We start from the raw sequence: 23,354 nt of genomic DNA, 5'->3' as shown, positions 1-23,354 counted from the left end.
GGGCACCATTGTGGTTCCGGAAGTGGGTCTTGTCGATCCCGTGCGGGGGCGGCCCGGTGTCCGGTCAGCCCGTGTAGTACCCGTAGAGGTCCGCGACCACGTGCACCGTGCCGGATCCGCTGTTGAGCAGCCGGACCATATTGTCCCCGGACGGCACGACCACCAGGTTCGGCACGGTCAGGCCCGCCACCCAGTTGAGGTTGGACGTCGCGTCGCGGGCCCAGCCGCCCTGCGGCTCCACGCTCAGGAAACCCGAGCTGGTCGGCGCCGTGACCGTGACGTCCATCGTCACCGCCGTCACCCCGTTGACCGGTACGCCGTTGCCGCCCGTGACCCTGAGCGCGACCACAGCGCTACCCCACTGGGCGTGATCTTCAGATATCCGACACGCGCGCGCCATCCGGAATAATGAATCAAGCGGTCCGGCATGTGGCTCTCAGCCCTCTGCGGCTCGTAGCGCGGCCCCGACGTGGGTGACGTCCAGGTCCACCACGACCTCGTCGCCGTCGGCCACGCCACGCTGTGTGATGACGAGTCCGATCAGGGCCAGATACGCGGCATGGTCCCGCACGGCGGCCTGTTCCGGTGTCTCCTCGCCGATGTCGCCCTCGTCGTCACGATGCCACGCGGCGACGGCGTCATCGGCCAACTGGCGCGGCAGTCGGACACTGATTCGACTGACCTGGGGAGCGAGATGCGCCCCGATCGCGGCCAGGAGTGCCGAGTCACGCCGGTATCCCGCGCGCTCCCAGTCCAGGTGTGCCGGCAGGTCGTCCTCGGCGTCGGGGTCCAGCCCCCTGGCGCGGACGGCGGCCTCCCACTCCTCCTCGACGGTCTGCGGCAGCCGGGACCCGCACCACGGACAGTGCACGATGGCGATGTAGCTCGCGCCGCCGTCGTGGACGGGCAGGCCATAGGCCCGCCACCCGGCCTCGAAACCACGACCGCATCCGGACAGTCGTACGGGTCCGGATGCAGGTCGCAGTCGTGGGCCAGTTGCACGGCCATCGTGTCGCAGCAGTGCGCGGTCACCCCCGGGCCACGCCGATGGGGCAGCTCAGCCCGTTGGGGCCGTGGTTGCAGTAGCCCCCGGGGTTCTTGTCCAGGTACTGCTGGTGGTAGTCCTCGGCGTAGAAGAACTCCCTCGCCGGCTCGATCTCCGTGGTGATCACCCCGAGCCCGGCCCCCGCCACCACCGGCCCGAACGCCGCCCGCGACGCCTCCGCCACCGCCTGCTGCTCCACCGTCGTCGTCAGGATCGCCGACCGGTACTGCGTCCCCAGGTCGTTGCCCTGCCGCATCCCCTGCGTCGGGTCGTGGTTCTCCCAGAACTCCTTCAGCACCGTCTCGTAGGAGATCACGGCGGGGTCGAAGACGACCTGGACCACCTCGGCGTGCCCGGTCCCCCCGGAGCACACCTCCTCGTATGTCGGATTCGGGGTGTGTCCCCCGGCGTACCCCGCCGAGGTCGAGTACACCCCCGGGAGCCTCCAGAAGATCCGCTCCGCGCCCCAGAAGCAGCCGAGGCCGAGGATGGCCACCTCGAAACCGGAAGGCCAGGGGCCCACGAGAGGGGTACCGAGGACGGTGTGCCGGGCCGCGACCCGGATGGCCTCCGCGCGGCCGGGCAGGGCCTGCTCAGCGGTGGGGATGTCGAGATCACGTGGTCTGCGCATGACACCAGCATGCCGCAGTCGCTGGTCACCTGCCCATTACGACGTGCTTACCGCCGGTCTGTCGGAGCCAACGGTTACGCTCAGAGTCATGACACACGGCTTCGATACGCTCGCCATTCACGCCGGTCAGGAGCCTGACCCCCGCACCGGCGCGGTGGTGGTGCCCATATACCAGACGTCCACGTACAAGCAGGATGGCGTGGGTGGCCTGCGCGAGGGGTATGAGTACTCCCGTTCGGCCAACCCGACCCGCACCGCGCTGGAGGAGTGCCTGCAGGCGCTGGAGGGCGGGCAGCGGGGTCTCGCGTTCGCCAGCGGCCTGGCCGCCGAGGACGCCCTGATCAGGACCGTGTGCAAGCCGGGCGACCACGTGGTCATCCCCGACGACGCGTACGGGGGCACGTTCCGGCTGTTCGCGAAGGTCGCCGAGCGCTGGGGGATCAGCTGGACGTCGGCGAAGCTGTCCGACGTGGCGGCGGTGCGGGCGGCGATCCGGCCGGAGACGAAGATCGTCTGGGTGGAGACGCCGACGAACCCGCTGCTGGGGATCGCCGACATCGCGGCGCTGGCCGGGGTCGCGCACGAGGGCGGGGCGAAGCTGGTCGTGGACAACACGTTCGCGTCCCCTTACCTGCAGCAGCCGTTGTCGCACGGCGCGGACGTGGTGGTGCACTCGACGACGAAGTACGTGGGCGGGCACTCGGACGTGGTCGGTGGCGCGCTGATCGCCGCGGACGCCGGGCTGGGCGAGGAGCTGGCGTACCACCAGAACGCGATGGGGGCCGTGGCCGGTCCGTTCGACGCGTGGCTCACGCTGCGGGGGATCAAGACCCTCGCCGTGCGGATGGAGCGGCACTCGGACAACGCTGAGCGGATCGCGGAGTACCTGGTGCGGCACCCGAAGGTGCACACCGTCTACTACCCGGGGCTCCCGGAGCACCCGGGGCACGAGATCGCGGCCAAGCAGATGCACCGGTTCGGTGGCATGATCAGTTTCCGGGTGCAGGGCGGCGAGCAGGCGGCCGTCGAGGTCTGCAACCGGGCCACGCTGTTCACGCTGGGCGAGTCTCTGGGCGGGGTCGAGTCGTTGATCGAGCATCCGGGCCGGATGACCCACGCCTCGGTGGCGGGCACGTCGCTGGAGGTGCCCGCCGATCTGGTGCGGTTGTCCGTCGGCATCGAGACCGTCGACGACCTGCTCGCGGACCTCGCCGAAGCACTCGGCTAGAACCGGGCCGGGCCGCACACGGCCCAAGCTCCGGGTCGCGCTCGGCCCGTGCGAAGGGGCCGCGCGTGGCCAACGCACCGGGTCGTGCTCGGCGCACGAGCCGAGTGGTGCCCGGCTCACAGGAACGCGCGCGCCGGCGCTCCGCCCACAGCGGAGCGCCGGCCAGCATCCCGCGCTCCGGGCTCCGGCGTGGTCCGGGGCTCGGGGCAGGGATTCGACTTACGAAGGAGGTCGGTCATGGCCTGGGTCGGTGCAACCGCGCGGGAGATCGCTCGGGCGGTGCGGCGCGGCGATGCGTCAGCGACCGAGGTGGTGGCCGACCACCTGGACTACATCCGGTCCACGGACCGGCACCTGGGCGCGTTCCGGGCACTGCGGGGGCCGCGGGCGCTGGCCGAGGCCGAGGCCGTGGACGGGCTGCCGGAGCTGACGAACCTGCCCCTCGCCGGGGTGCCGGTGGCGGTGAAGGAGAACGTCGCGGTCGCCGGTGAGCGGTCGGGGGCCGACTGGCCGCACGTGGCCGACGCCGACCACGAGGTGGTCCGCCGGCTGCGCGGGGCCGGGGCGATCGTGGTGGGCACGTCCCGCATGCCCGAGCTGGGCCTGTGGGGGACGTGCGACGACAAGGAGATCGTGACCCGCAACCCGTGGCGGCTGGACCGCTCGCCGGGCGGGTCGTCGGGGGGTTCGGCGGCGGCGGTCTCCGCGGGGCTGGTGCCGATCGCGCACGGCAATGACGGGCTGGGGTCGATCCGGATCCCGGCGGCGTGCTGCGGACTCGTCGGGCTGAAGCCGGGCCGGGGCGTGGTGCCGGCCGGGATCGGGGCCAACGCGTGGTACGGGCTGGCGGAGAACGGCATCCTCGCCACCACGGTCGCCGACGCCGCGGTCGGGTTCGCGGTGCTGGCCGGCCGGCGGACGCACAAGCTGACCGAGCCGGGCCGGCTGCGGGTGGCGGTGTCCCTGCACAGCCCGATTCCCGGGGTCAGCCCCGATGCCGACAACCGGGCGGCGGTCAGTCGGGCCGTGCGGTCGCTGGTCGGGGCGGGGCACTCGGCGATCCGGGCGGAGGTGCCGTACCCGAAGAGGCTCGGTGCCGTGGTTCTCGCGACGTGGACGGCCTCGTCCTACCTGGACTCCCGCGATCTGGACTACTCCGAGCTGCAACGCCGCACCCGGCGGCACGTGGCGCTCGGCGAGCAGGCGGTGCGCACGGCCGAGGTCACGTCCGGGCAGCGGACCCGGTGGCGCGGCCAGGCTCTGAGCTGGCTGGGCGACTACGACCTGCTGGTCACGCCGGCGCTGGCGGGGGCGCCGCTGGAGGCCGCCGAGTGGTCCCGCCGGCCGTGGCGGGCGAACCTGGTGGCCAACATGCGCTACGCCCCCTACTCCGCCCCGTGGAACGTCGCGGGCCTGCCGGCGATCGTGGTGCCGTCCGGGGTGCGCGGCGACGGCCTGCCGGCGGCCGTGCAACTGGTCGGGCCGCCCGGCTCGGAGCTGATGCTGCTGGCCGTGGCCGGGCTGCTGGAGCTGGCGGCCCCGTGGCGCCGGCACGCGCCGAGCTGGCCGAGAGCCCCAAGATCAAGATCTTGAGACGGTGACGAGTGGGGCGTGACCGGCAGCGTCGGCCCCACCGGGTGCCGGCCGGGGTCGCCAGCGCCCTCAGCGCCCGAACGGCCTGCTCACCATCAGCGTCACGATCGCGACCACGAGCAGCAGGGTGACCCCGGCGGCCGCGCCGACCCGCCCGACGGCCTTGTCGACCTCGGACTTCGTGGTGAGATAGCTCCCGGTCGCCGCCATCATCTCCGGTGTGGCCGGCTGGTCCGCGCCCTCCGGGGGCGCCGGCAGCTCGAAGGTGCCGGCCTCGATGGTCCTCGCGGCCTTGCGGAGCGCCGGCGCGGTCCAGAACAACACGATGACCACGAGCACGATGTACAGGGTCGCGGCGATCACGATCCAGGGCGTGCCGGTCCGGTACTTCAGGTACTTCGCCAGGATCCCGCCGAGCACGGCCACCAGGATCGACGCGAACCCGAGCCGGGTGGCGGCCTTGCCGGCCTCGCGGACGGTGACGACGTCCCGGTCGCGCAGCCCGCGGAGGCCGTGCAGGGGGATCACCGCCAGTGGCCCGATGATCAGGATGGCGGAGAGTACGTGCAGCAGCCGTAGAAATGTACCCATATTTAAAGTCTAGGCCGATTTAGAGGCCTTGCGGGGCGGAAGTGGGACACGTAGCGTGTGCTCTCCCCTCAAGCCCCAGGAGCCCCCGTGCACTGCCCGTCCTGCAACGCCGCGCTGTCCGAGACCGACCCGGCCTGTCGCACCTGTGGCCTTCCGGCCGGCCTCGTCGCGCAGCCCCGGCCGCTGTTGTCCCTGACCGGCCCGGCCATCGGCAGCTACGTCGCGGTCGCCGTCAGCTTGGTGGGTCTGCTGATCGCGACGCTGTCGCCGCTGCTGGAGATCGCGGTCGTGCGGTCCGACGCGGAGTTCAACTACGGAGTGTTGGTCGAGCTCGCCGGCTATCTGCTGTTGATTCTCGGCCTGGTCGCCGGCGTCGTCTTCATGGTGATCTGGACCTACCGGGCCCGGAAGAACACCGACCTGATCCCGGATGCCTGGCCCCAGCAGCCCGTCTGGATGTCGGTGGGCGGCTGGTTCATCCCGCTCGCCCAGTACGTCCTGGTGCCGATGGCGTTGAAGGACATCGCACTCAACAGCGAGCCCGCCCCGGAGAGCGGCCGGACGAAGGTGTCCGGCTCCCTGATCACGTGGTGGTGGTTGACGTTCTTCGCGTTCAACTGCGTCTCCCGGCTCGGCAACGCCAACGACGGCGAGATCGACACGGAGTTCTACACCCCCTACTCGACCGGCGAGTCGTTCGACGTCGACAAGGTCACCGGTCTGCTGGGCTCCAAGGTCGCCCTGGGGCTGCCGGGCCTGGTGGCGCTCACCGCCGCGGGGGTGCTGGCGGTCATCGTGATCCGGGGCATCACGGCAGCCCAGGTCAGCCGCCAGCCCCGGATATGGTGACACCGGTGCGGTGCCCCACGTGCGACACCCCGCTGGCCGACACCTGGACCTGGTGCCAGAACTGCGCCCACTCCGAGGTCGGGATTGCTCCGGCGGCGCTCAAGCCACTACGGGGCCTCGTGATCGCCACCTGTGTCGGGATGGCCATCGCGGTGGCCGGCGGGGTCCTCACGGCAGCCCAGACCAGCCGTACCCAGGGGTAACGTGCCCGCTGACCGGCCGGGTCAAGGAGGTGGCACGATCTGGGGCATGACGGCACTGGTCACACTCGACGACGTCCGCGCCGCCCGGGAGCTGCTCTCGGGCGTGGTCCGCGAGACGCCGATGGAGCCATCGCGCACGCTGTCCGCGCAGCTCGGTGGCCCCGTGTGGCTGAAGTGCGAGAACCTGCAGCGGGCCGGGGCGTACAAGGTACGCGGGGCCTATGTCCGGATCGCCCGGTTGTCCGACGCCGAGCGGGCCCGGGGCGTCGTGGCCGCCAGCGCCGGCAACCACGCGCAGGGGGTGGCGCTCGCCGCCACTTCGCTGGGTGCCCGGTCGACGGTCTTCATGCCCACCGGCGCGCCGCTGCCGAAGATCGCCGCCACCCGGGGGTACGGGGCCCACGTCGAACTCGTCGGCGCCACCGTCGAGGAGGCGCTGGTCGCCGCGAGTGAGTTCGCGGAGCGTACCGGTGCCGTGTTCATCCACCCCTTCGACCACCCGGACGTGATCGCCGGCCAGGGCACGGTCGCCCTGGAGATCCTCGAACAGTGCCCGGAGGTGAAGACGATCATCGCGGGGATCGGCGGCGGCGGGCTGATCTCCGGGCTGGCGATCGCGGCCAAAGCGCTGCGTCCCGACATCCGGATCATCGGGGTGCAGGCTGCCGGCGCCGCGGCGGTACCACCGTCGCTGCTGGCCGGCCACCCGGTCCGGCTGTCGGAGACCTCCACGATCGCCGACGGCATCCGGGTCAGCATCCCCGGCGTGCTCACCTTCGAGCACATCGCGAAGACCGTCGACGAGGTCGTCACGGTCACCGACGAGGACATCTCCCGCGCCCTGCTCGCCCTCCTGGAGCGCAACAAGCTGCTCGCCGAACCGGCCGGCGCCGTCGGGGTCGCCGCCCTGATGGCCGAGGTCGTCAAGGTCGAGACCCCGGCCGTCGCCGTCCTGTCCGGCGGCAACATCGACCCGCTCCTCCTGCTCCGGGTACTCGAGCACGGCCTCGCCGCCGCCGGTCGTTACCAGCGGTTCACGGTCCGGTGCGCCGACCGCCCCGGCCAGCTGGTCCGGCTGCTCGCCCTGATCGCGGAGAACGGGGCCAACGTCCTCGACGTGGCGCACGAGCGCTACGACGCGCGGCTGCCGCTGGGCGAGGTGGTGGTGGCGTTCTCCGTGGAGACCCGGGGCAAGGACCACGCGGAGCGGATGGTCGCGGCGCTGCGCGCCGCCGGCCACACGGTGACCTTCGACTGACTGATCGCGCGTCGTGCCGTGGCGGCACGGTCCACCGCCGGGTGGCGTCTGGGGGAGCTGACCTCGGACGGCTCGGTCCGGGACCGTTGTGGGGAACCCGGTTGACGGGCACTCCGTCCGCCGGCAGGATGCCCGACCGTGTCCCTCGCAACCGCCTGCCCCCACTGCCACACCCCCCTGACCTCGGCCGACACCGGCGAACCCTGGTGTCCGAGCTGCGAGTGGGGCATCGACGAGCCCACCGACCACAGCGTGACGGGCGTCGGCTGGATCGACCGGCTGCTCTACCGGGCGGCGTTCCGCCTCAACCGCGCCCAGCTCACGGAGTTCTTCGGCCGCCCGATCGGCCGGCCGGTGCTCGGGCTGGCCGGCGTGTTCCTGATCGCGGTGTCCCTTCTGCTGCTCGCTGGCATGCTCGGACTACTGGCCCTGGCCGGCTGGCTCGTCGTCGCGCATCCGTCGTGGGTGACCGTGCCGGTGGCCCTGCTCGCCCTCGGTGTGGTCTGGGTGCTGCTGCCCAAGTTCCCCGGCCTGCCGGATGACCTCGAGCTGCTGGACCGGGCTCAGGCGCCGACGCTGTTCGCGCTGATCGAACGGGTGGCCGCCGCTGCCGCCGCGCCCGTGCCCGACCACGTCGCGGTCGACACCGACTTCAATGCGTTCGCCCGGACGTACGGGCTCCGACGCCGCCGCGTCCTGTGCCTCGGGCTGCCGATGTGGGCGGCCCTCCCGCCCCAGCAACGGGTCGCGCTCCTCGGCCACGAACTCGGCCACTTCGTGAACGGTGACCCGCGTACCCGTCTGCTGACCTATCCGGCGCTGACCACGTTCGGGAACCTGGCGGCTCTGACCAGGATGGGCCCCCGTGACGTCTACGGCTTCCTCAGCATGCTCGTCGACTTCATCGCGCGGCCGGTCATGTGGGTGATCAGTCGGAGCCTGCTGCTCGTGCACATCGGCATGTCGATGGTGGGCGAGCGCAGTTCGCAGCGGGCCGAATACCACGCTGACGAACTCGCCGTTCTGGTCGCCGGCAGCTCGGCCGCCCGGGACCTGACCGACTCGCTGGCGAGCGCGGCCGGCCTGGACGTGGTGGTCCGGCGGGCGGCCCGCAACGGCGACGAGCCCCGGGACTGGCGGGCCGCCGCCGACGAGGCGCGCGTATCGATGCGCCCGAGGATGGCGTGGTTCCGCCAGTTGAGCATCCGCACCGAGACGTCGATCCTGGCCAGCCACCCGCCGGCGGGTATGCGGGCCCGGCTTGTCGAGTCGCGTCCGTGGCTGGAGCCCCGGGTGGCGTTGTCGGAGGCGGAGTCGGACCGGATCGACCAGGAACTCGCCGGGTTCTACCGCCGAAAGGCCCGCGACATCGGCTGGGTCGAGCACTGAACCGAGACCGAGACCCGGAACCCAGACAAGGAACCGGGCCACCCGGGCCCGGAACCGAGACATGGCCCCGGTCACGGAACCGGGCCGCCCGCAGGCGGCCCGGTGGGCGTGATTCGAGTAGCGGGCGTCAGCCGGAGAACGGCTCGAACTTGACCACGGTCACGGTGATCTGCGCGCCGGTCGGGGCCGCGTAGGTCACGGTCTTGCCGGCCTCGGAGCCCAGGATGGCCGTGCCCAGCGCCGACTCGGGGCTGTACACGGTGTAGTCCGTGGTCGCGGCGATCTCCCGGGAGCCGAGCAGGAACGTCTCGGTGTCGTCCGGGTCGTCGTCGAACTGGATCGTGACGACCATGCCGGGCGAGACGACCGTGCTCGACGGGGCCTCGCCGACCCGGGCGGTGCGCAGGAACTCCTGGAGGTAGCGGATGCGGGCCTCCGCCTTGCCCTGCTCCTCGCGGGCGGCGTGGTAGCCCCCGTTCTCCTTGAGGTCGCCCTCCTCGCGGCGGGCGTTGATCTCGGCGGCGACGGCGGGCCGGTCGGCGATCGCCTTCTCCAGCTCGGCCTGCAGGCGGTCGAACGCGTCCTGGGACAGCCACGCGGCCTTGCTGTCGGTGTTGGGCACGGCGACTCCTTCAGACGGCGGGTCAAGGGTTAAGAAAAGCGAAACTACGAGAATATCAGCGCTGGGCCCGGCAACCTACGGTCTCGCCGCTGACGGGGAGCCCGGTTGTTGACAGTGTGTAACTGACGTCCACCCGTTTGGGAGGCTCGGGGACCACGACCTCCGCCCGCCCGACCTCCGCGCCGGCCCGGTTCCGGGCCCGGACCACGCACACGGCCGGGGAGCCTTCGGGTTTCGTGACCGTGAACTGGAGCACAACCTGATTGTCCGTGATGTCGTGGTACGAGGTGAGATTCACCGCGTAGTCCGTGACGCCGTATGCCAGATAGAGCTTGACCGCGATGCCCGTTACGCCCAGTCCGAGCGCGGCGGCCAACACGAAGGGTAGCCACCGTCGCGCACGACGTGGTTGCCGCCGCCGGCCGTAGCGGTCCGGTGGGAAAATTGTGGCGTGGGTCTCGGTCACGATCGGTCGGACTCCGGTGTTCTTGTCATAGGCATCAGCAAGAATTCGATTATCCCGGACCCGAACGAGGAGTGTCACGGTGGCCGAGCGGCTCCGAATGATGGCGGTACACGCACACCCCGACGACGAGTCGAGCAAGGGTGCCGCCGTGATGGCGAAATATGTGAAAGAGGGCGTGGACGTCCTCGTTGTCACCTGCACGGGTGGCGAGCGCGGCAGCGTGCTGAACCCGAAGCTCGACCGGCCAGAGGTCTGGGAGAACATCACCGAGATCCGTCGGGCCGAGATGGACGCCGCCCGCGAGATCCTCGGCATCCGCCAGGAGTGGCTCGGGTTCATCGACTCGGGCCTGCCGGACGGCTACCTGGAGGCCTCGGAGGAGGAGCGCCCGGCGCTGCCCGAGGACAGCTTCGGCGTGGTCGACCCCGAGGTGGCGGCCGAGCGCCTGGTCAAGCTGATCCGCGAGTTCCGCCCGCACGTCGTGACGACGTACGACGAGGACGGCGGGTATCCGCACCCGGACCACATCATGACCCACAAGATTTCGATGGTGGCCTTCGACGCCGCCGGCGACCCGGAGCGTTACCCGGAGGCCGGCGAGCCGTGGACCCCGGCGAAGCTCTACTACAACATGGGCTTCTTCAAGAAGCGCCTGCTCGCGCTGCACGAGGCGATGCTCGCCGAGGGCCTCGAGTCGCCCTTCGCCGACTGGATCGACAGCGGCCGCGCGTGGATGAAGGACAAGGGCGACCGCGTCACCACCTCGGTCGACGCGGGCGAGTTCTTCGGGGTGCGCGACGACGCGCTGCGGGCGCACGCGACCCAGGTGGACCCGGAGGGTTTCTGGTTCGGGATCCCGATGGAGATCCAGTTGCGGATCTGGCCCACGGAGGACTTCCAGTTGGTCCGGGCGAACGTTCCGACCACGCTGCCGGAGAGTGACCTCTTCGCTGGCGTACGGTAGAGGCATGCTTCAGTACCTCGCGGAGAACAACTTCGGCGACACCCGGGGACCCGGCCTCGCCGGTCCGCTCGCGTTGCTGCTCATCGTGTTGCTGGGCGTGGCGACCTTTTTCCTGTACCGGAGCATGAATCGCCACCTCCGCAAGCTTCCCGACCGTTTTCCGCCGAGCCCGCACGATAACGCTCGGTAGTTTTCGCGGCTTTTGAAATTCTCGACTACCGGTTGTAGAGCACCTAGCGCACATTTAGGGCTGTTGCGGCCTGGGTATGTCCCATAACCTTGCCTTCAGGGGGCCGCCACCGGGCGTCCCCTGCTCGCTGTGCGAGGGGGGTTGGGTGTTGGGTCGTCGCTGGTTGCTCACCGGCTTCGCCGCACCTGCCGCTGTGCTCGGCCTGGCCCTCGCGGCCTGGCCGGCCTGGTGGCGGCTGGTGCTGGCCGCCGCCCCGGCCCTGTGGCTGTGCTACCAGGCCTACCGGTACTGGCTGAGGATTCTCGAGGAGCGCCGGATCTGGCGCGAGCTGGCCACCGCCCCGCACCGGCTGCTCCGGCTCGACGAGCGCGAGGTCGTCGACGCCGCGCTGCACGGCCTGGGTCGGCTGTTCGCCCCGGAGCGGGTGGAGATCGCCATCCGGTCCGGCGACGGCGCCGAGCGGGTCTACGCGAGTGGCCCGGCGGGCCCGCGCGGCAGGGGAGTGGCCCGCCCGCTCCGGGTCGGCGCGCACCGGATCGGCGAGCTGCGGCTGTGGCTGCGGTCCCCGGGGCCGATGTCGGAGCGCGAGGACCTGGCCCTGTCGGCGTACGCGGGGACGCTGGGCGCCGCGCTGCTCAACGTCGCGGCCCACCGCCGGCTGCGCGAGCTGATCGACGCGCTGCACCAGGGCGACCCGACCGGCGCGCGCAAGGGGCCGGTGGGCTCGGAGCGGATGATCCTGCTCGCGGAGCTGCGCGAGGCGCTGTTGGTCGAGGACCAGCTGGTCCTGGCGATGCAGCCGGCCGTCGAGCTGTCGACGGGAGCCCCGATCGGCGCGGAGGCGCTGGTCCGATGGCACCACCCGAGTCGTGGGCTGCTCGCGCCGGACGCGTTCATCGAGGTGGTCGAGCACAGCGACCTGGTGGGGCCGTTCTCGCGCTACATCCTGGACCTGGCGCTGCGGATCGTCTCCGACTGGGCGCGCGGCGGGCTGATCATGCCGGTCGCGGTCAACCTGTCGGCCCGCAACCTGTTGGAGCCGGAGCTGCCCCAGATGGTGGCCGCGGCCCTCGCGCGGTACGGGGTGCCGGCCGACCGGCTGGTCCTGGAGATCACTGAGACGGTGATGATGGACGAGTCGCCGGTGATCGAGGAGGTGCTGATCGGCCTGCGCGCCCTCGGGGTGCGGATCGCCGTGGACGACTTCGGCACCGGGTACTCGTCGTTGACCCTGCTGACCCGGTTCCAGGTGGACGAGGTCAAGGTCGACCGGGCGTTCGTGTCGCAGATGGGGCATTCCCCGGAGGCGATGGCGATCGTGAAGACCACTGTGGACCTGGGCCGGGCGCTCGGGCTGCGGGTGGTCGCCGAGGGGGTGGAGACCGCGGAGCAGCGGGCCACCCTGATCGGGATGGGCTGCACGGCGGCCCAGGGCTACCATTTCTCCCCGCCGCTGTTCCCGGACAAGGCCAACGCGGCTCTCGTGGGACTGGCGCGCGCCGCCGAGATGTGACGCCGGGATGTGACCGGCCACACCGCTGAGACGTAACCGCAACCTCGCGGTGCCTAACCATAGACATCGTGATCAGTAGCGTGCGGGGACACCAGTGACGCTCCCGAGGGGACATTTCGTGGCCAGTTCCGTCACGCTGCAGGGCATCCGGTACCGGCGAGGACTCTCCGTGGTCGTCCTGGTGCTCGCGGTGTTCGCAGCCGCCGCTGCGGTGCTCGTGCCCGCGTACACCCGCGCGGCTCAGGACTCGGTGCTGCGGGACGGGCTGAGTACCGCGGCGTCCTGGCAGACGGAGCTGTGGTTCGACGCCGCGGCCCAGGGCGGGGTGGGCCCCGCGGACCTGCACGCCGCCGCCGACCGGATTCTGACCGAACGTCCGGCGGTCGGCCGGCACTTCGCGACCGGGGTGGACGGGTCCTCGGAGAAGATCGTGATCGGGCCGCACCACGCGCTGGCCCTGCACGTCTACCGGCAGGGCGTGTGCGCCCACGTCACGATCGTGGCCGGCACCTGCACCGACCCGACCAGGGGTGGCGAGATCCTGCTCGGGGTCAAGGCCGCGGAGCTGGTCGGCGCGAAGGTGGGACAGCCGTTCGGGTACCAGGTCGTGGTGAACGGGACGACCGTCGACCGGACCGGCACCGTGGTCGGGACCTACACCCCGACCGACACGCTGTCGCCGTTCTGGGGCCGGAGCAACTACTTCGGGGGTACGGGCACCGAGGCTACCGACAAGCTCGACGCGCCGGTGCTGACGAGCAACCCGGCGGAGGTGACGGCGCTGGACCGGCGCGTGACCGTGGAGTACCCGCTGAAGGGTGGATCCGTCGCCCTCTCCGACACCGGACAGCTGGGCTCCGACATCAAGGATCTCGCCCGCCAGGCCGGGGGTTCCCTGCTGCCGGGGATGCTCGACGACATCCGCGCCGAGCAGGACGCCCTGACCGCCAGTATCCCGCTGGTCGCCCTGCCGCTCCTGCTGCTGTGCCTGTTCGTGCTGTACCTGGCGGTCGCGTCCGTCACCGAGGAACGCGGCCCGGAGATCGCGCTGGCCAAGCTGCGCGGCTTCGGCACCGGCCGGACCGTGAGGTTCGGGCTCGGCGAGGCCCTCGTGCTGGTGGCCCTCGCCACCCCGCTCGGCCTGCTCCTCGGACTCGGCTTCACCTGGCTGGCCGCCGGGGCGATCCTCGCCGACGGGGTGATCGTCGAGCTGCGCTGGGAGCTGCTCGCCGCCGCGCTGATCGCCGTCGTCGCCGGGATGGGCACGGTGTGGCTGGCGTCCCGGCGGACCCTGCTCACCCCGGCTCTGGCCCTGCTGCGCCGGGTGCCGCCGCGCGCCCGGTTCAAGGCCGCCGTGGGCGAGGGGATCGTCGTCGCGCTCACCGCCGTCGCGCTGTACCAGGTGCTCGCGGCGGGCGACCGGACCTCGTCCCTGGCGCTGCTCGCCGCCCCGCTGCTGGCCCTGCTCGCCGGGCTCGGCGTGGCCCGCGGCCTGGCGATGTGGAGCCGTCGCCGGGTCGGTGCGGCCCTGCGCTCCGGCCGGGTGCCGGCGATGCTCGCCAGCGCCCAGCTGGGCCGGCGGCAGTCCACCGTCCGGTTGAGCATGGTGCTCACCGTCGCGTTGTCGCTGCTGGGGTTCTCCACGGCGATCTGGAGCGTGGCCGACTACAACCGGGTCCGGGTCGCCGACGCGTACGCCGGCGCGCCCACCGTCTACCGGGTGCTGGCCACCGACCCGCAGGTCCTCATGGACGGGGTGGCGCGCGCCGACCCGACGGGCACGTACGCGATGGCGGCGATCCGGGTCTCCCAGTTCTACGCCGGCGACAACCTGACCATCGTCGGCATCGACCCGACCCGGTTCCCGAACGTCGCACTGTGGCCGCACGGCGAGCCCGGCACCGCCCAGGAGGTCGCGGACAAGGTCGCCGTCGACCAGTCCCGGGCGATCACGGTCAAGGGGCCTGAGTTCGCGGCCGAGGTCACCGCCACGAAGGTCGAGAGCACCGACCCGATGCAGCTCGCCGCGTGGGTCACCACCCCGGGCAAGGGTCCGCGCGAGGTGCCGATGGGCGCGCTGCGCACCGGGACCGGCACCTACCGGGCCGCAGTGCCCGACTGTGCCGCCGGCTGCCGGCTCCTTGGCCTGATCGTGCAGCGGTTCCCGGGCCGGTCGGCCCCGTACGCCGTGGACCTGACCGTCACGAAGCTGCTCGACGGCACCAGGCCGGTCGACGCGCACCTGGACCTCGCCGGCGCCTGGCAGGAGGTCAAGCCGGCCGACTCGACGGCGGGCACCGTCGCCCCCGGCCTGACCGTGTCGGTGCGGGGCTCCGGCTCGGAGGACTACCGGGTGCGCTACACCGACCTGCCCGACCGGCTGCCCGCCGTCCTCGCCGGGGCCACCCCGGACGCCAACCGCAAGGGCGACGAGTTCTCCATCGTCGCGCTCGGCGCCAACCCGCAGCCGTTCGACGTCGCCCAGCGGGCCGGGCTCGCGCCCCGGGTCGGCGAGCACGGCATCCTTGTCGACCTGCGGGCCGAGGTGTGGACCGCCGCCGTGGACGCGAACCTCAGCGCTTCCAGCAGCGTCTCCTACGAGGTGTGGGTCGCGGCCGGCGCGCCGGACACCCTGCGCGCCGCGCTCGCCGCCGCCGGGGTGCAGGTCGTGGAGGTGCAGTCCCGCGACACTCGGCTGGAGCGGTTGAGCCGGGCGGCACCGGCGCTCGCCCTGTGGCTGTACCTGGCCGCCGGGGTGCTCGCAGTGCTGCTCGCCGTGGGCGCGGTGCTGCTCAACGCCTACATCGGGGTGCGGGCCCGGCAGTACGAGCTGGTGGCGCTGCGGATCGCCGGTCTGCCGGCCGGCACGCTGCGGGCCGGGGTGCGGCGGGAGTACGCGACCCTGCTCGGGGTGCCGCTCGTCGTCGGCGGCGTGGTCGGGCTGCTGTCCGCCGGGCTGATGGTGTCGGCGATTCCCCTGGTCAGTGCCGCGAAGGACGCGATCACGCCGGTCTACAAGCTGGCGCCGTACCAGCTGGGCACCGCCGGGGCGCTCACTCTGCTCGGCTTCGCCGGGGTGGTCTGGCTCGTGCTGGGCCTCGTCCGGCGGGCCGACCCGGCGCTGCTGCGCACCGGCGGCCAGTGATGGGAACGCTGCGGATGGCCTGCGCGGGGATCTGGCACCGCAGGGCGAGTTCGCTGCTTGTGGTACTCCTCGTCGCGATTTCGGTGGCGGCCGCGGTGTTCGCGCCCGCCTACAGCCGGGCCGTGGAGCAGTGGTCGCTGCGGGACGGGCTGCGCACGGCCCTGCCCGCCCAGACCACGCTGACCGTGACGGCCCCGCAGTTCTACAACCAGGGCGCCGACCCGGCGGAGATCGACCGGGCGGTCCGCGAGTTCTACCCCATCGACCGGTACTACGGCACGCCCGTCCGCGAGATCCGGTTCGAGGGCAAGGTCGACTTCGGCGGCGATCCGGTGACCGGCCGGGTCGTGTACCGCGAGGGGCAGTGCACCCGACTGGTCCTCACCGTGGGCAGGTGCCCGCAGGTCGCCGGCGAGCTCGCGGTACCCGTCGGATCCGGGTTGGCCCTGGGCGCGAAGGTCACCGTGGCGTCCCGGGCGCTGAGCACCACCGGCACGGTCGTCGGGCTGTACAAGGGCACCAACGACCGGGCCTTCTGGGGGGCCAGATCCTACTTCGACGCCACCGTCGGCCAGCAAGGCAGCAGCGACTACTTCGGCTCGGTGTTCGCCGCAGAGGACACCCTGCGCGCCGCCAGGTACTCGCCGATGACCGCGGGCAGGGAGGGCGCCGAGACCAGCTTCGACTACCCGATGGTCGTGCCCAGGGTCGACCTCACCACGATCGACGCCCTGACCGCGGCGCTGAAGCGGCCGGTCGGACTGCGGTACACCCCGTGTCCGCGGGTGCTCCTCGGCCAGGGGCAGCAGCCGAGTCCCGAGGCCGCCGCCGAGTGCGACCGCAAGTACCGGCTGTCCACGGTGACCGCGAAGACCAACCTGTCCAACGTGCTGCTCGACGTCGCGGCGCAGCGGGCCGTGGCCGTGCGCTCGGTGCTGTTCGTCGCCGTCCAGCTCGTGGTGCTGTGCTGGCTCGTCGTCTACCTCGTGCTGGCCAACCTCGCCGAGAGCCGCTCCACCGAGCTGGCCGTCGCCAAGCTGCGCGGCTTCCGGGCCGCCCGGGTACTGCGGTTCGGGCTGGTCGAGTCCGTGCTGCTCGTGGCCGTCGCCGGGCCGGTGGGCGCCGGGCTGGGCTGGCTGGCCGTGCGGGGCGGGATCTGGGCGCAGCTGCGCGAGCTGGACGTGCGCGCCGAGTACCGGATGCCGATGCTCGTCACCGGGGGCGCTGTCTTCGCCGGCGCGCTGCTCGTGGCCGTCCTCGCCAGCGCGGCCCCGCTGCGCCGCCCGGTGCTGGGCCTGCTGCGGCGGGTCTCCACCGGGCTGCGCCGCCGGTTCGGGTTCCTCGACGCGCTGCTGCTCGTCGTGGCCGGGTTCTCCGTCTGGGCGCTGGTCACCCGGTCCGGGGACAGCGATGTCGCGCTGGTCGCCGGCAGCCTGGCTGCGCTCGCCGCCGGTGGGCTGGCCGGCCGGGTCGTCGCGCTGCTGGCCCGGCGGCGCGGACCGGCGGCCATTCGCCGGGGCCGGCCGGTGCCGCTGCTGGCCTGGTCGGCCGTCGGTCGCAGGCAGGGCGGGCCACGCCTGGTCGCCCTGGTCGTGGTCGCCACGGCGCTGAGCGCCTACGGGCTGTTCTCCTGGGGGATGGCCGCGCACAACCGCGAGGTCCGGGCCGGCTTCGTCACCGGAGCGCCCGTCGTCTACCGCCTCGAACCGGTCTCCACGGACAAGCTGCTCGCCGCCGTGGCGAAGGTCGACCCCCAGGGCCGGTACGCCATGGCCGCCGTCGACACCATGATCGGCGTCGGCGACGACACCGCCCACGTCGTCGGCGTCGACGCCACCCGGCTGGCGGCCGTGGGCTACTGGAACGCCGCCACCGCCGGCAGCGACGTGTCGACCGTCGCCGACCTGCTCCGGCCGCCGGCCGACGCGCCCATCACGCTGCACGGCCCGCACATCGAGGTCGACGTGACCGCCCTGGTCATGGAGCCCGCCGGGTCGCTGACGTTCGGGGCGCAGCTGGTCACCCCGGCCGGGCGGCGGACCGTGTCGTTCACGAAGATCGGGTCCGGGCCCAACCGGTTCGCCGCCGACGTGCCCGACTGCGGGTCGAGCTGCCGCCTGGTCGGATTCAACGTGTACCGGGCCGGCGGCGCCGCGTCCACCGCCACGCTCCAGGGCGACCTGCTGGTCACCGGTCTGCGCGACGCGTCCGGTGACCTCGGCGACCGACTGCGGACGGCCACCGCCTGGCGTGGCGCGGAGCCGATCCTGGCGGATCAGCCCGTGGCCACCGTCGTGGCCGGCGAGAGCGGGGTGCGGATCACGTTCACGGCCCCGCCGGGGGAGGACCTGTCGGTGCTGCACGTCGACGCGCCGTACCCGGTGCCGGCCGTCGTCTCCGACCCGCGCCACAAGGTCGGCGACTTCCGCGGCACCGGCCTGTACGGCGTCGAACAGCCCTACCGCGGCGTCCTGGCCGCCCCCGTGCTGCCGGGCGTCGGCCAGGGCATCCTCGTCGACCTGGCCTACGGCGACCGGTCGGCGCCCACGTACGCCATCGACGCCGACACCACCCCGATGGTGTGGGCCCGTGCCGACGCGCCCGCCGACCTGGCGGCCCGGCTGACCGCGGTCGGGCTGGTCGTCATGGACGTCGACCGGCTCGGGGTCCGGCAGTCGGCCCTCGACGAACAGGGTTCGGCCGTGGCCCTGCGGCTGTACGTCATCGCCGCCGTCGGGGCGCTGCTCCTCGGCATGCTCGGGGTGCCGCTCACCGCGCGCCCCGGTGCCCAGGACCGCGCCTACGAGGCCGCGGCGCTGCGGGTCGCCGGTCTGTCGGGGCGGCAGGTGCGCCGGGCGGTGCTGCGCGAGTACACCCTGCTGCTCGTGATCGCCGTCGCGGTCGGCATCGCCGCGGGTACGGTGACCGGCGTGCTCACCCTGCCGCACCTGCTGCCGGCGGCCGGACAGATGGCGGCGGTGCCCGTCGACTACTGGCCGGGCCCGGCCCAGGCCGCGGTCGCCCTGGCAACGATCATCCTGGTGTACGGCCTGGTCGCCGTCACCGCCATGCGAACCACGATGCGGCGCGGCCACGCGCAGCGTCTACGGGAAGGAACGTCGTGACGGACAGCAAGGGGATCCGGGTCACCTGCCGAGGCCTGGTCTACATCTACCGGCTGGAGGGCTACGACGTCGTCGCCCTCTCCGGCGTCGACCTCGACATCGAACCCGGCGAGGCCGTCGCGCTCGTCGGCCCGTCCGGCTCCGGCAAGTCCACCCTGTTGTCCCTGATGGCGGGCCTGCTCCAGCCCTCCGCCGGCCGGCTGACGGTCGGCGAGCACGACGTGGCCAAGGCCAGCGACGCCGAACTGCAGCGGATGCGGGGGCTCGACGTGGGCGTCGTGCTGCAGGGCGCGTCGCGCAACCTGCTGCCGTACCTGACGGCCGAGAAGAACATCGCGTTCGCGCAGAGTGACGTGCCCCGGCACCGGCGCTCCGAGCTGCTCGCCCCCGCCGACGTCCTCGCGCTCGTCGGCCTCGACGAGTCCCGGATCGCCCGGTCCAAACCGGCCGAACTGGCCCCGGGCGAACGCCAGCGCCTCGCCGTGGCCGTCGCGATGGCCACCAACCCTGGCCTGCTGCTCGCCGACGAGCCGACCAGCCAGCTCGACCACGACGCCCGCGACGAGGTCCTGGCGGCTTTCACCGCCGTCAACCGGGCCGGCACCACGGTCATCGCCGTCACCCACGACCCCGACGTCGGGGCGATCCTCGGCCGGACGGTCACGATCCGCGACGGCCGGGTCGGAGCCGAGGGCCGGCACGGGCAGGACTTCGCGGTCGTCGCGCGCGACGGGGCCGTGCACCTGCCGCCGGACATCCTCCGCGAGGTGGTGCCGGGGACGCTGCTGCGGGTGGAGATGCTCGACGACGGCTCGATCCGGATGGAACCCGCCGGAACGGCCTGATTCGGACCGGTCTGGGGAGAGGGCTGCGGGGTTAGGCTGTGGGGGAGGCTCTCCATGCAGTCGATCACCGCTCGTGTGCTTGGAGTTCCGGCTGCCGCGACGGCGCTTGTGCTGGGTTTCTGGTCGGCAGCCCTGGCGCAGCCAACCCCCACCCCCACCCCGTCCGTGGCGGAAACGTGCGCCCCGGCACCGTCGGCGTCCCCGTCGGCGGGACCCACGCCTTCGCGCGGCGGCACATCCTGTGTGCTCGTCAGGGAGGTCGAGGACATCCCGTTCGCGAGGACTACGGTGGACGACCCGTCGCTGGACCAGGGCACAACCCTGGTGACGGTCCCCGGCGTGAAAGGGAAACGGACCCTCACGTATGCGGTGACAGTCGCGGGCGGCCACGAGCTGAGCCGAAAGCTGATCAGTGACGTGGTGACGACACCGGCGGTCGCTGAGGTGACGGCGGTGGGCACCAGGGTCGCGGCCCAGCGGTGCGACCCGAACTACAGCGGGGCCTGCGTCCCGATCGCCAGTGACGTGGACTGCGCGGGCGGCAAGGGCAACGGCCCCGCATACGTCAGGGGCCCGGTCTACGTGATCGGCACGGACATCTACGGCCTCGACGGCGACCACGACGGCATCGGCTGCGAGTAGCCGCGTACCCGGCGAATCCGGTCCGGTGGAGGGCACCGAGGCGTAGCGTCGGAGATGAGCAAGAGGGGGCGAAGCCATGTTTTCTGAGCTCATGCCGGCCGCCACGCTGCCGGTCAAGGACCTGGCCGTTGCACGCCGGTTCTACGAGGGCACGCTGGGCCTGAAGGTCCTCCGCGAGGAGATGGAAGGCGGTGGCCTCTTCTACTCCTGCGGCGACGGCATGCTCTTCGTGTACGTGTCCGGTTTCGCCGGCACGAACAAGGCCACGGCGGTCACCTTCGGCGTCGACGACGCGAAGTTCGACGCGGAGATCGACGCACTGCGCGAGAAGGGCGTTTCCTTCATGACCTTCGAGTACGAGGGCATCACGTGGAAGGACGACGTCGCGATCACGGACGGCATGCGGGGCGTGTGGTTCGCCGATCCGGACGGCAACATCATCAACGTGGGCTCGCTGCCCACCTGAGGGCCCGACCCGGGTGGCGACAGCGACTGCCGCCACCCGTCGGAGGGGCTCAGCCCCAGGTCTGACCGGCGGGCTGCCGGGTGGTCGCGTTGAGCCGGTTGAAGAAGTTGGTGGTGGCGATCCACATCACCAGCCCGGCCAGCTGCTGCTCGTCGTAGTGCGCGGCGGCCTCGTTCCACACCGCGTCCGGGACGCCTTCGGGGTTGTCGGCGAGCCGGGTCGCGTACTCGGCCAGCGCCAGGGCCGCGCGCTCGGCGTCCGTGAAGTAGGGGGCCTCGCGCCAGGCGGCGACGGTGAACAGCCGCTCGTCGGTCTCGCCGTTCTTCTTCGCGCTGTGCGTTCCGCCGTACACGCACGCGCTGCATCCGTTGATCTGGCTGGCGCGCAGGTGCACCAGCTCCAGGGTGGACGGGGCGACACCGGAACTGTGGGCCACCTTGTACAGCCCGTTGATCGCCTTGCCAGCGTCGGCCAGGACCATCGCCGGGTTCTTCATCCGTGCCTGCATGACTGTTCTCCTCGGGAGTTCGTTCGACACAGCACTGACGAACCCCGTCCCGGGAATGTGACCACTGTGGCCGGCGTCACTCCGCGCCGCCTGCGCGCGCCGACGGCGAAGGGTGGGCCGAAGTCTCAGCCCACCCTCGTTTTCGCTGGTCAGGCGACAGTGAACCCGTAGGAGTTCGAGTAGTCGCTCACCGTGCCGTCCGGCCGCACGGCCCACACCTCGAAGTAGGTGTCACCGCTGGCGGTCGGCGTCCACGTGAAGGTGGCCCGCCCGTCCGCGCCGGCCGGAACCGTGATCATCGCCTCGCCGTTGACCGAGTACCTGTACTCCTTCACCGCCGTCCAGCCGGCCGGCCGGGAGAAGGTGAAGGTGCCGGCCACGCCGACGCCCCCAACCGGCTCCCCGGTCGCCTGGTAGACGTCCGAGCGGACGCCCGGCCACGGGTCGAAGTAGTGCACCCACGTCGCCTGGGTGGACACGAAGCCGTTCGCGCTGTGCGAACGCACCGCGACGGTGTAGCCGTTCTCGTTGTCCGCGAGGAAGGAGACAGTCGCCGTGCCGTCCGGACCGGCGGCCACGTGCCGCGCCTCACCCCAGTTGAGCTGGTACTCGTAGGAGGTGACCCCCACGACCCCGTCCCTCGGCGCGAACTTCAGCGTCAGCTGCTGTCCCCACTCGGGCGTACCGACCGGCGTGACCTGCGGTTCGCTGCCCCGCACGAACACCTCGTACTCCGCCTGCCCGGTGGACCGGTTGCCCGCCCGGTCCACGGAACGCACCATCAGGCGCTGCGGGCCGTCCCCGACCGGGCTCAGGGAGACCTTCGCCGTGCCGCCGGGCGTGGTGGCGCGGACCATGCCCTGCCCGGCGAACGGGTCGGCCGCGCACTCGAGCTGGCCGGCGTCCCCGCTGTAGGAGCAGCCGGGCACGCCGAAGATCGATCCCCAGGTGTACTCGAAGCCCGCGACGTCGGCGTCGCCCCCACCGGAGAACGTGAATTCGCCCGGAACGCCCTGCGGCGTCCACTCCTCTCCACCGGCGGGGTAGTTCGAGGACGTCACGGTGGGCGTCGTGGCCGGCGCCACGTTGTCGTACGCGAAGGTGCACGTCTTCGACCAGGCCGAGGTGTCCGTGCCGTCGGAGACCCGGACCTGCCACGCGTACGTCTTGCCGCTGACCAGCACGTTGGCGGGGAGGTTGACGGTGTTCACCCGGCCGGACCTGCCGTAGTCGGCCCCGACCTCCGTCCGCGCGGCCGGGTTGTCGACCGGCCACACGGCGAAGTCGTGGTGCAGCGAGTCCCACGCGTCGGCGTCGGTCCCGACGGCCTGGAGCATGTTTCCGAAGCCGCCGAGGATGGGGAACGGCGCCTTGGTCGCGCAGGGACGCCCGCCGTTGAACAGGTGCGTCTCGTCGACGACCGGCAGCGAGTTGTACTTCACCGACAGGATCGGGTCGGCCACCGTACGCCCGTAGCTGACGTCGCCCTCGAGGTTGTCCGGCACCTTGATCTTGATGGTGATCTTCTTCTGCCGGGTCGCGAGGGCGTCGTTGACGGCGGCGGACACGTCGGAGGAGAACCGCGCCGGGCAGTACTCCGGAGTCAGCGACTCGTCGAGCTTGGTCATCGACACCGGCGAGCGGAACCAGCTCGGGTTGGCGTCGATCGGCTTGGTCCGCCAGATCTCGATGGCCCTCTTGGAGCAGTCGGCCGCGTTCTTCTCGCGGAAGTAGAGCGTCGCGCCGCTGACCTTCCGGCTGCCGAACGACGCGAGGTCGAAGGTGATGTAGGCCCGGGACTTGTGCACGGCACCGGCGGCGTCGGTCCAGCCGCCGATCGGCATCCCCTGCCCGGAGGCGCCGTCAAAGGTCGCCTGCGGGTCCTTGGAGTCGGTGTATCCGGACTGCGTGACCGGCGCGTACTCGTAGTACGGCGCGGCCGAGGCCGCCCCGGCGGTGCCGAACACCGCCAGCCCGGTGACGCCCAGAGTGACCGCGAGCGCGGCGATACCTCCGCGCACGGCAATAGATCTAGCCTTAATGGACATTTCTCCCCGTTTCATCCGCGTGACTCACGCAAA

The 23,354-nt window shown here is 71.9% G+C and carries 21 protein-coding genes and 2 pseudogenes; 14 read left to right on the top strand and 9 right to left on the bottom strand.

Going from position 1 to position 23,354, the window contains the following annotated elements; genetic code table 11:
* Nucleotides 1–64: 64 nt before the first annotated feature.
* The 4 genes and pseudogenes from IW245_RS25190 to msrA all read right to left on the bottom strand — a co-directional run bounded on the left by IW245_RS25190 (nt 65) and on the right by msrA (nt 1,676).
* Nucleotides 65–349 (bottom strand): hypothetical protein, encoded by a 285-nt coding sequence (locus IW245_RS25190; protein ID WP_197005636.1) that lies wholly within the window; start codon nt 347–349, stop codon nt 65–67.
* 87 nt (nt 350–436) lie between these two features.
* Nucleotides 437–958 carry a DUF6980 family protein gene (locus tag IW245_RS25185; protein WP_372445313.1) on the bottom strand — a complete coding sequence of 174 codons (522 nt, stop codon included), beginning with the start codon at nt 956–958 and terminating at the stop codon, nt 437–439.
* A pseudogene (locus tag IW245_RS42725) lies at nt 949–1,032 on the bottom strand (DUF6980 family protein); the annotation flags it as partial. The pseudogene IW245_RS42725 and the gene IW245_RS25185, both read right to left, overlap by 10 nt.
* The gene (gene msrA / locus IW245_RS25180; protein ID WP_197005635.1) at nt 1,029–1,676 is read right to left on the bottom strand and encodes a peptide-methionine (S)-S-oxide reductase MsrA; all 648 of its coding nucleotides are present in this window, start codon (nt 1,674–1,676) and stop codon (nt 1,029–1,031) included. The gene msrA and the pseudogene IW245_RS42725, both read right to left, overlap by 4 nt.
* An 88-nt stretch (nt 1,677–1,764) precedes the next feature.
* Between msrA and IW245_RS25175 the strand changes: the two genes are divergently transcribed.
* Nucleotides 1,765–2,904, top strand: coding sequence for a cystathionine gamma-synthase (locus IW245_RS25175; protein ID WP_197005634.1), 1,140 nt, complete (start codon nt 1,765–1,767; stop codon nt 2,902–2,904).
* Between the two features lie 237 nt (nt 2,905–3,141).
* Nucleotides 3,142–4,497, top strand: coding sequence for an amidase (locus IW245_RS25170; protein ID WP_197005633.1), 1,356 nt, complete (start codon nt 3,142–3,144; stop codon nt 4,495–4,497).
* A gap of 69 nt (nt 4,498–4,566) precedes the next feature.
* Here IW245_RS25170 and IW245_RS25165 read toward each other — a convergent pair whose 3' ends face one another.
* Nucleotides 4,567–5,088 carry a DUF2269 family protein gene (locus IW245_RS25165; protein WP_197005632.1) on the bottom strand — a complete coding sequence of 174 codons (522 nt, stop codon included), beginning with the start codon at nt 5,086–5,088 and terminating at the stop codon, nt 4,567–4,569.
* Nucleotides 5,089–5,175: 87 nt separating this feature from the next.
* On the opposite strand from IW245_RS25165, the gene IW245_RS25160 reads away from it, so the two are divergent.
* From IW245_RS25160 to IW245_RS25145, 4 genes are all read left to right on the top strand, one after another.
* Nucleotides 5,176–5,937 carry a DUF4328 domain-containing protein gene (locus IW245_RS25160; protein ID WP_197005631.1) on the top strand — a complete coding sequence of 254 codons (762 nt, stop codon included), beginning with the start codon at nt 5,176–5,178 and terminating at the stop codon, nt 5,935–5,937.
* A gap of 5 nt (nt 5,938–5,942) precedes the next feature.
* Nucleotides 5,943–6,140, top strand: a complete 198-nt coding sequence (locus tag IW245_RS25155) for a hypothetical protein (RefSeq protein WP_197005630.1) — start codon at nt 5,943–5,945, stop codon at nt 6,138–6,140.
* 46 nt (nt 6,141–6,186) lie between these two features.
* Nucleotides 6,187–7,398: a threonine ammonia-lyase gene (gene ilvA / locus IW245_RS25150; RefSeq protein ID WP_197005629.1), complete on the top strand. Its 1,212-nt coding sequence runs from the start codon at nt 6,187–6,189 to the stop codon at nt 7,396–7,398.
* Between the two features lie 138 nt (nt 7,399–7,536).
* The gene (locus IW245_RS25145) at nt 7,537–8,787 is read left to right on the top strand and encodes a M48 family metallopeptidase (protein ID WP_197005628.1); all 1,251 of its coding nucleotides are present in this window, start codon (nt 7,537–7,539) and stop codon (nt 8,785–8,787) included.
* Between the two features lie 127 nt (nt 8,788–8,914).
* Here the strand turns inward: IW245_RS25145 and greA are convergent, their stop codons facing one another.
* Nucleotides 8,915–9,409: a transcription elongation factor GreA gene (greA, locus tag IW245_RS25140; RefSeq protein ID WP_197005627.1), complete on the bottom strand. Its 495-nt coding sequence runs from the start codon at nt 9,407–9,409 to the stop codon at nt 8,915–8,917.
* A gap of 55 nt (nt 9,410–9,464) precedes the next feature.
* On the bottom strand, nt 9,465–9,875 hold the full coding sequence (locus IW245_RS41760) for a DUF4307 domain-containing protein (protein WP_197005626.1): 411 nt from the start codon (nt 9,873–9,875) through the stop codon (nt 9,465–9,467).
* 79 nt (nt 9,876–9,954) lie between these two features.
* Between IW245_RS41760 and mca the strand changes: the two genes are divergently transcribed.
* From mca to IW245_RS25095, 8 genes and pseudogenes are all read left to right on the top strand, one after another.
* Entirely contained in the window at nt 9,955–10,839 is an 885-nt protein-coding gene (mca, locus tag IW245_RS25130; protein WP_197005625.1) for a mycothiol conjugate amidase Mca, read from the top strand.
* A 4-nt stretch (nt 10,840–10,843) separates the two neighbouring features.
* The gene (locus IW245_RS25125) at nt 10,844–11,029 is read left to right on the top strand and encodes a hypothetical protein (RefSeq protein ID WP_197005624.1); all 186 of its coding nucleotides are present in this window, start codon (nt 10,844–10,846) and stop codon (nt 11,027–11,029) included.
* A 724-nt stretch (nt 11,030–11,753) separates the two neighbouring features.
* Nucleotides 11,754–12,542: pseudogene (locus tag IW245_RS42825) on the top strand (EAL domain-containing protein); the annotation flags it as partial.
* Between the two features lie 118 nt (nt 12,543–12,660).
* Nucleotides 12,661–15,687, top strand: a complete 3,027-nt coding sequence (locus tag IW245_RS25115; protein WP_197005622.1) for an FtsX-like permease family protein — start codon at nt 12,661–12,663, stop codon at nt 15,685–15,687.
* Complete coding sequence (locus IW245_RS25110) at nt 15,687–18,812, top strand: FtsX-like permease family protein (RefSeq protein WP_197005621.1); 3,126 nt, start codon at nt 15,687–15,689, stop codon at nt 18,810–18,812. The genes IW245_RS25115 and IW245_RS25110 overlap by 1 nt, the downstream gene beginning before the upstream one ends.
* Nucleotides 18,809–19,657 carry an ABC transporter ATP-binding protein gene (locus tag IW245_RS25105; protein WP_197005620.1) on the top strand — a complete coding sequence of 283 codons (849 nt, stop codon included), beginning with the start codon at nt 18,809–18,811 and terminating at the stop codon, nt 19,655–19,657. The genes IW245_RS25110 and IW245_RS25105 overlap by 4 nt, the downstream gene beginning before the upstream one ends.
* A 243-nt stretch (nt 19,658–19,900) precedes the next feature.
* Complete coding sequence (locus IW245_RS25100; protein WP_197005619.1) at nt 19,901–20,299, top strand: G5 domain-containing protein; 399 nt, start codon at nt 19,901–19,903, stop codon at nt 20,297–20,299.
* A 76-nt stretch (nt 20,300–20,375) separates the two neighbouring features.
* Nucleotides 20,376–20,765: a VOC family protein gene (locus IW245_RS25095; RefSeq protein WP_197005618.1), complete on the top strand. Its 390-nt coding sequence runs from the start codon at nt 20,376–20,378 to the stop codon at nt 20,763–20,765.
* 49 nt (nt 20,766–20,814) lie between these two features.
* Here the strand turns inward: IW245_RS25095 and IW245_RS25090 are convergent, their stop codons facing one another.
* The gene (locus IW245_RS25090; RefSeq protein ID WP_197005617.1) at nt 20,815–21,273 is read right to left on the bottom strand and encodes a carboxymuconolactone decarboxylase family protein; all 459 of its coding nucleotides are present in this window, start codon (nt 21,271–21,273) and stop codon (nt 20,815–20,817) included.
* Between the two features lie 149 nt (nt 21,274–21,422).
* Nucleotides 21,423–23,294 (bottom strand): hypothetical protein, encoded by a 1,872-nt coding sequence (locus IW245_RS25085; protein ID WP_197005616.1) that lies wholly within the window; start codon nt 23,292–23,294, stop codon nt 21,423–21,425.
* Nucleotides 23,295–23,354 lie beyond the last annotated feature (60 nt).

The sequence above is a fragment of the Longispora fulva genome (genome assembly GCF_015751905.1).
In the GTDB taxonomy this organism is placed as follows: domain Bacteria; phylum Actinomycetota; class Actinomycetes; order Mycobacteriales; family Micromonosporaceae; genus Longispora; species Longispora fulva.
Note: the sequence above shows the minus strand (reverse complement) of the source record. Positions and strands in the feature narration are given on the sequence as shown.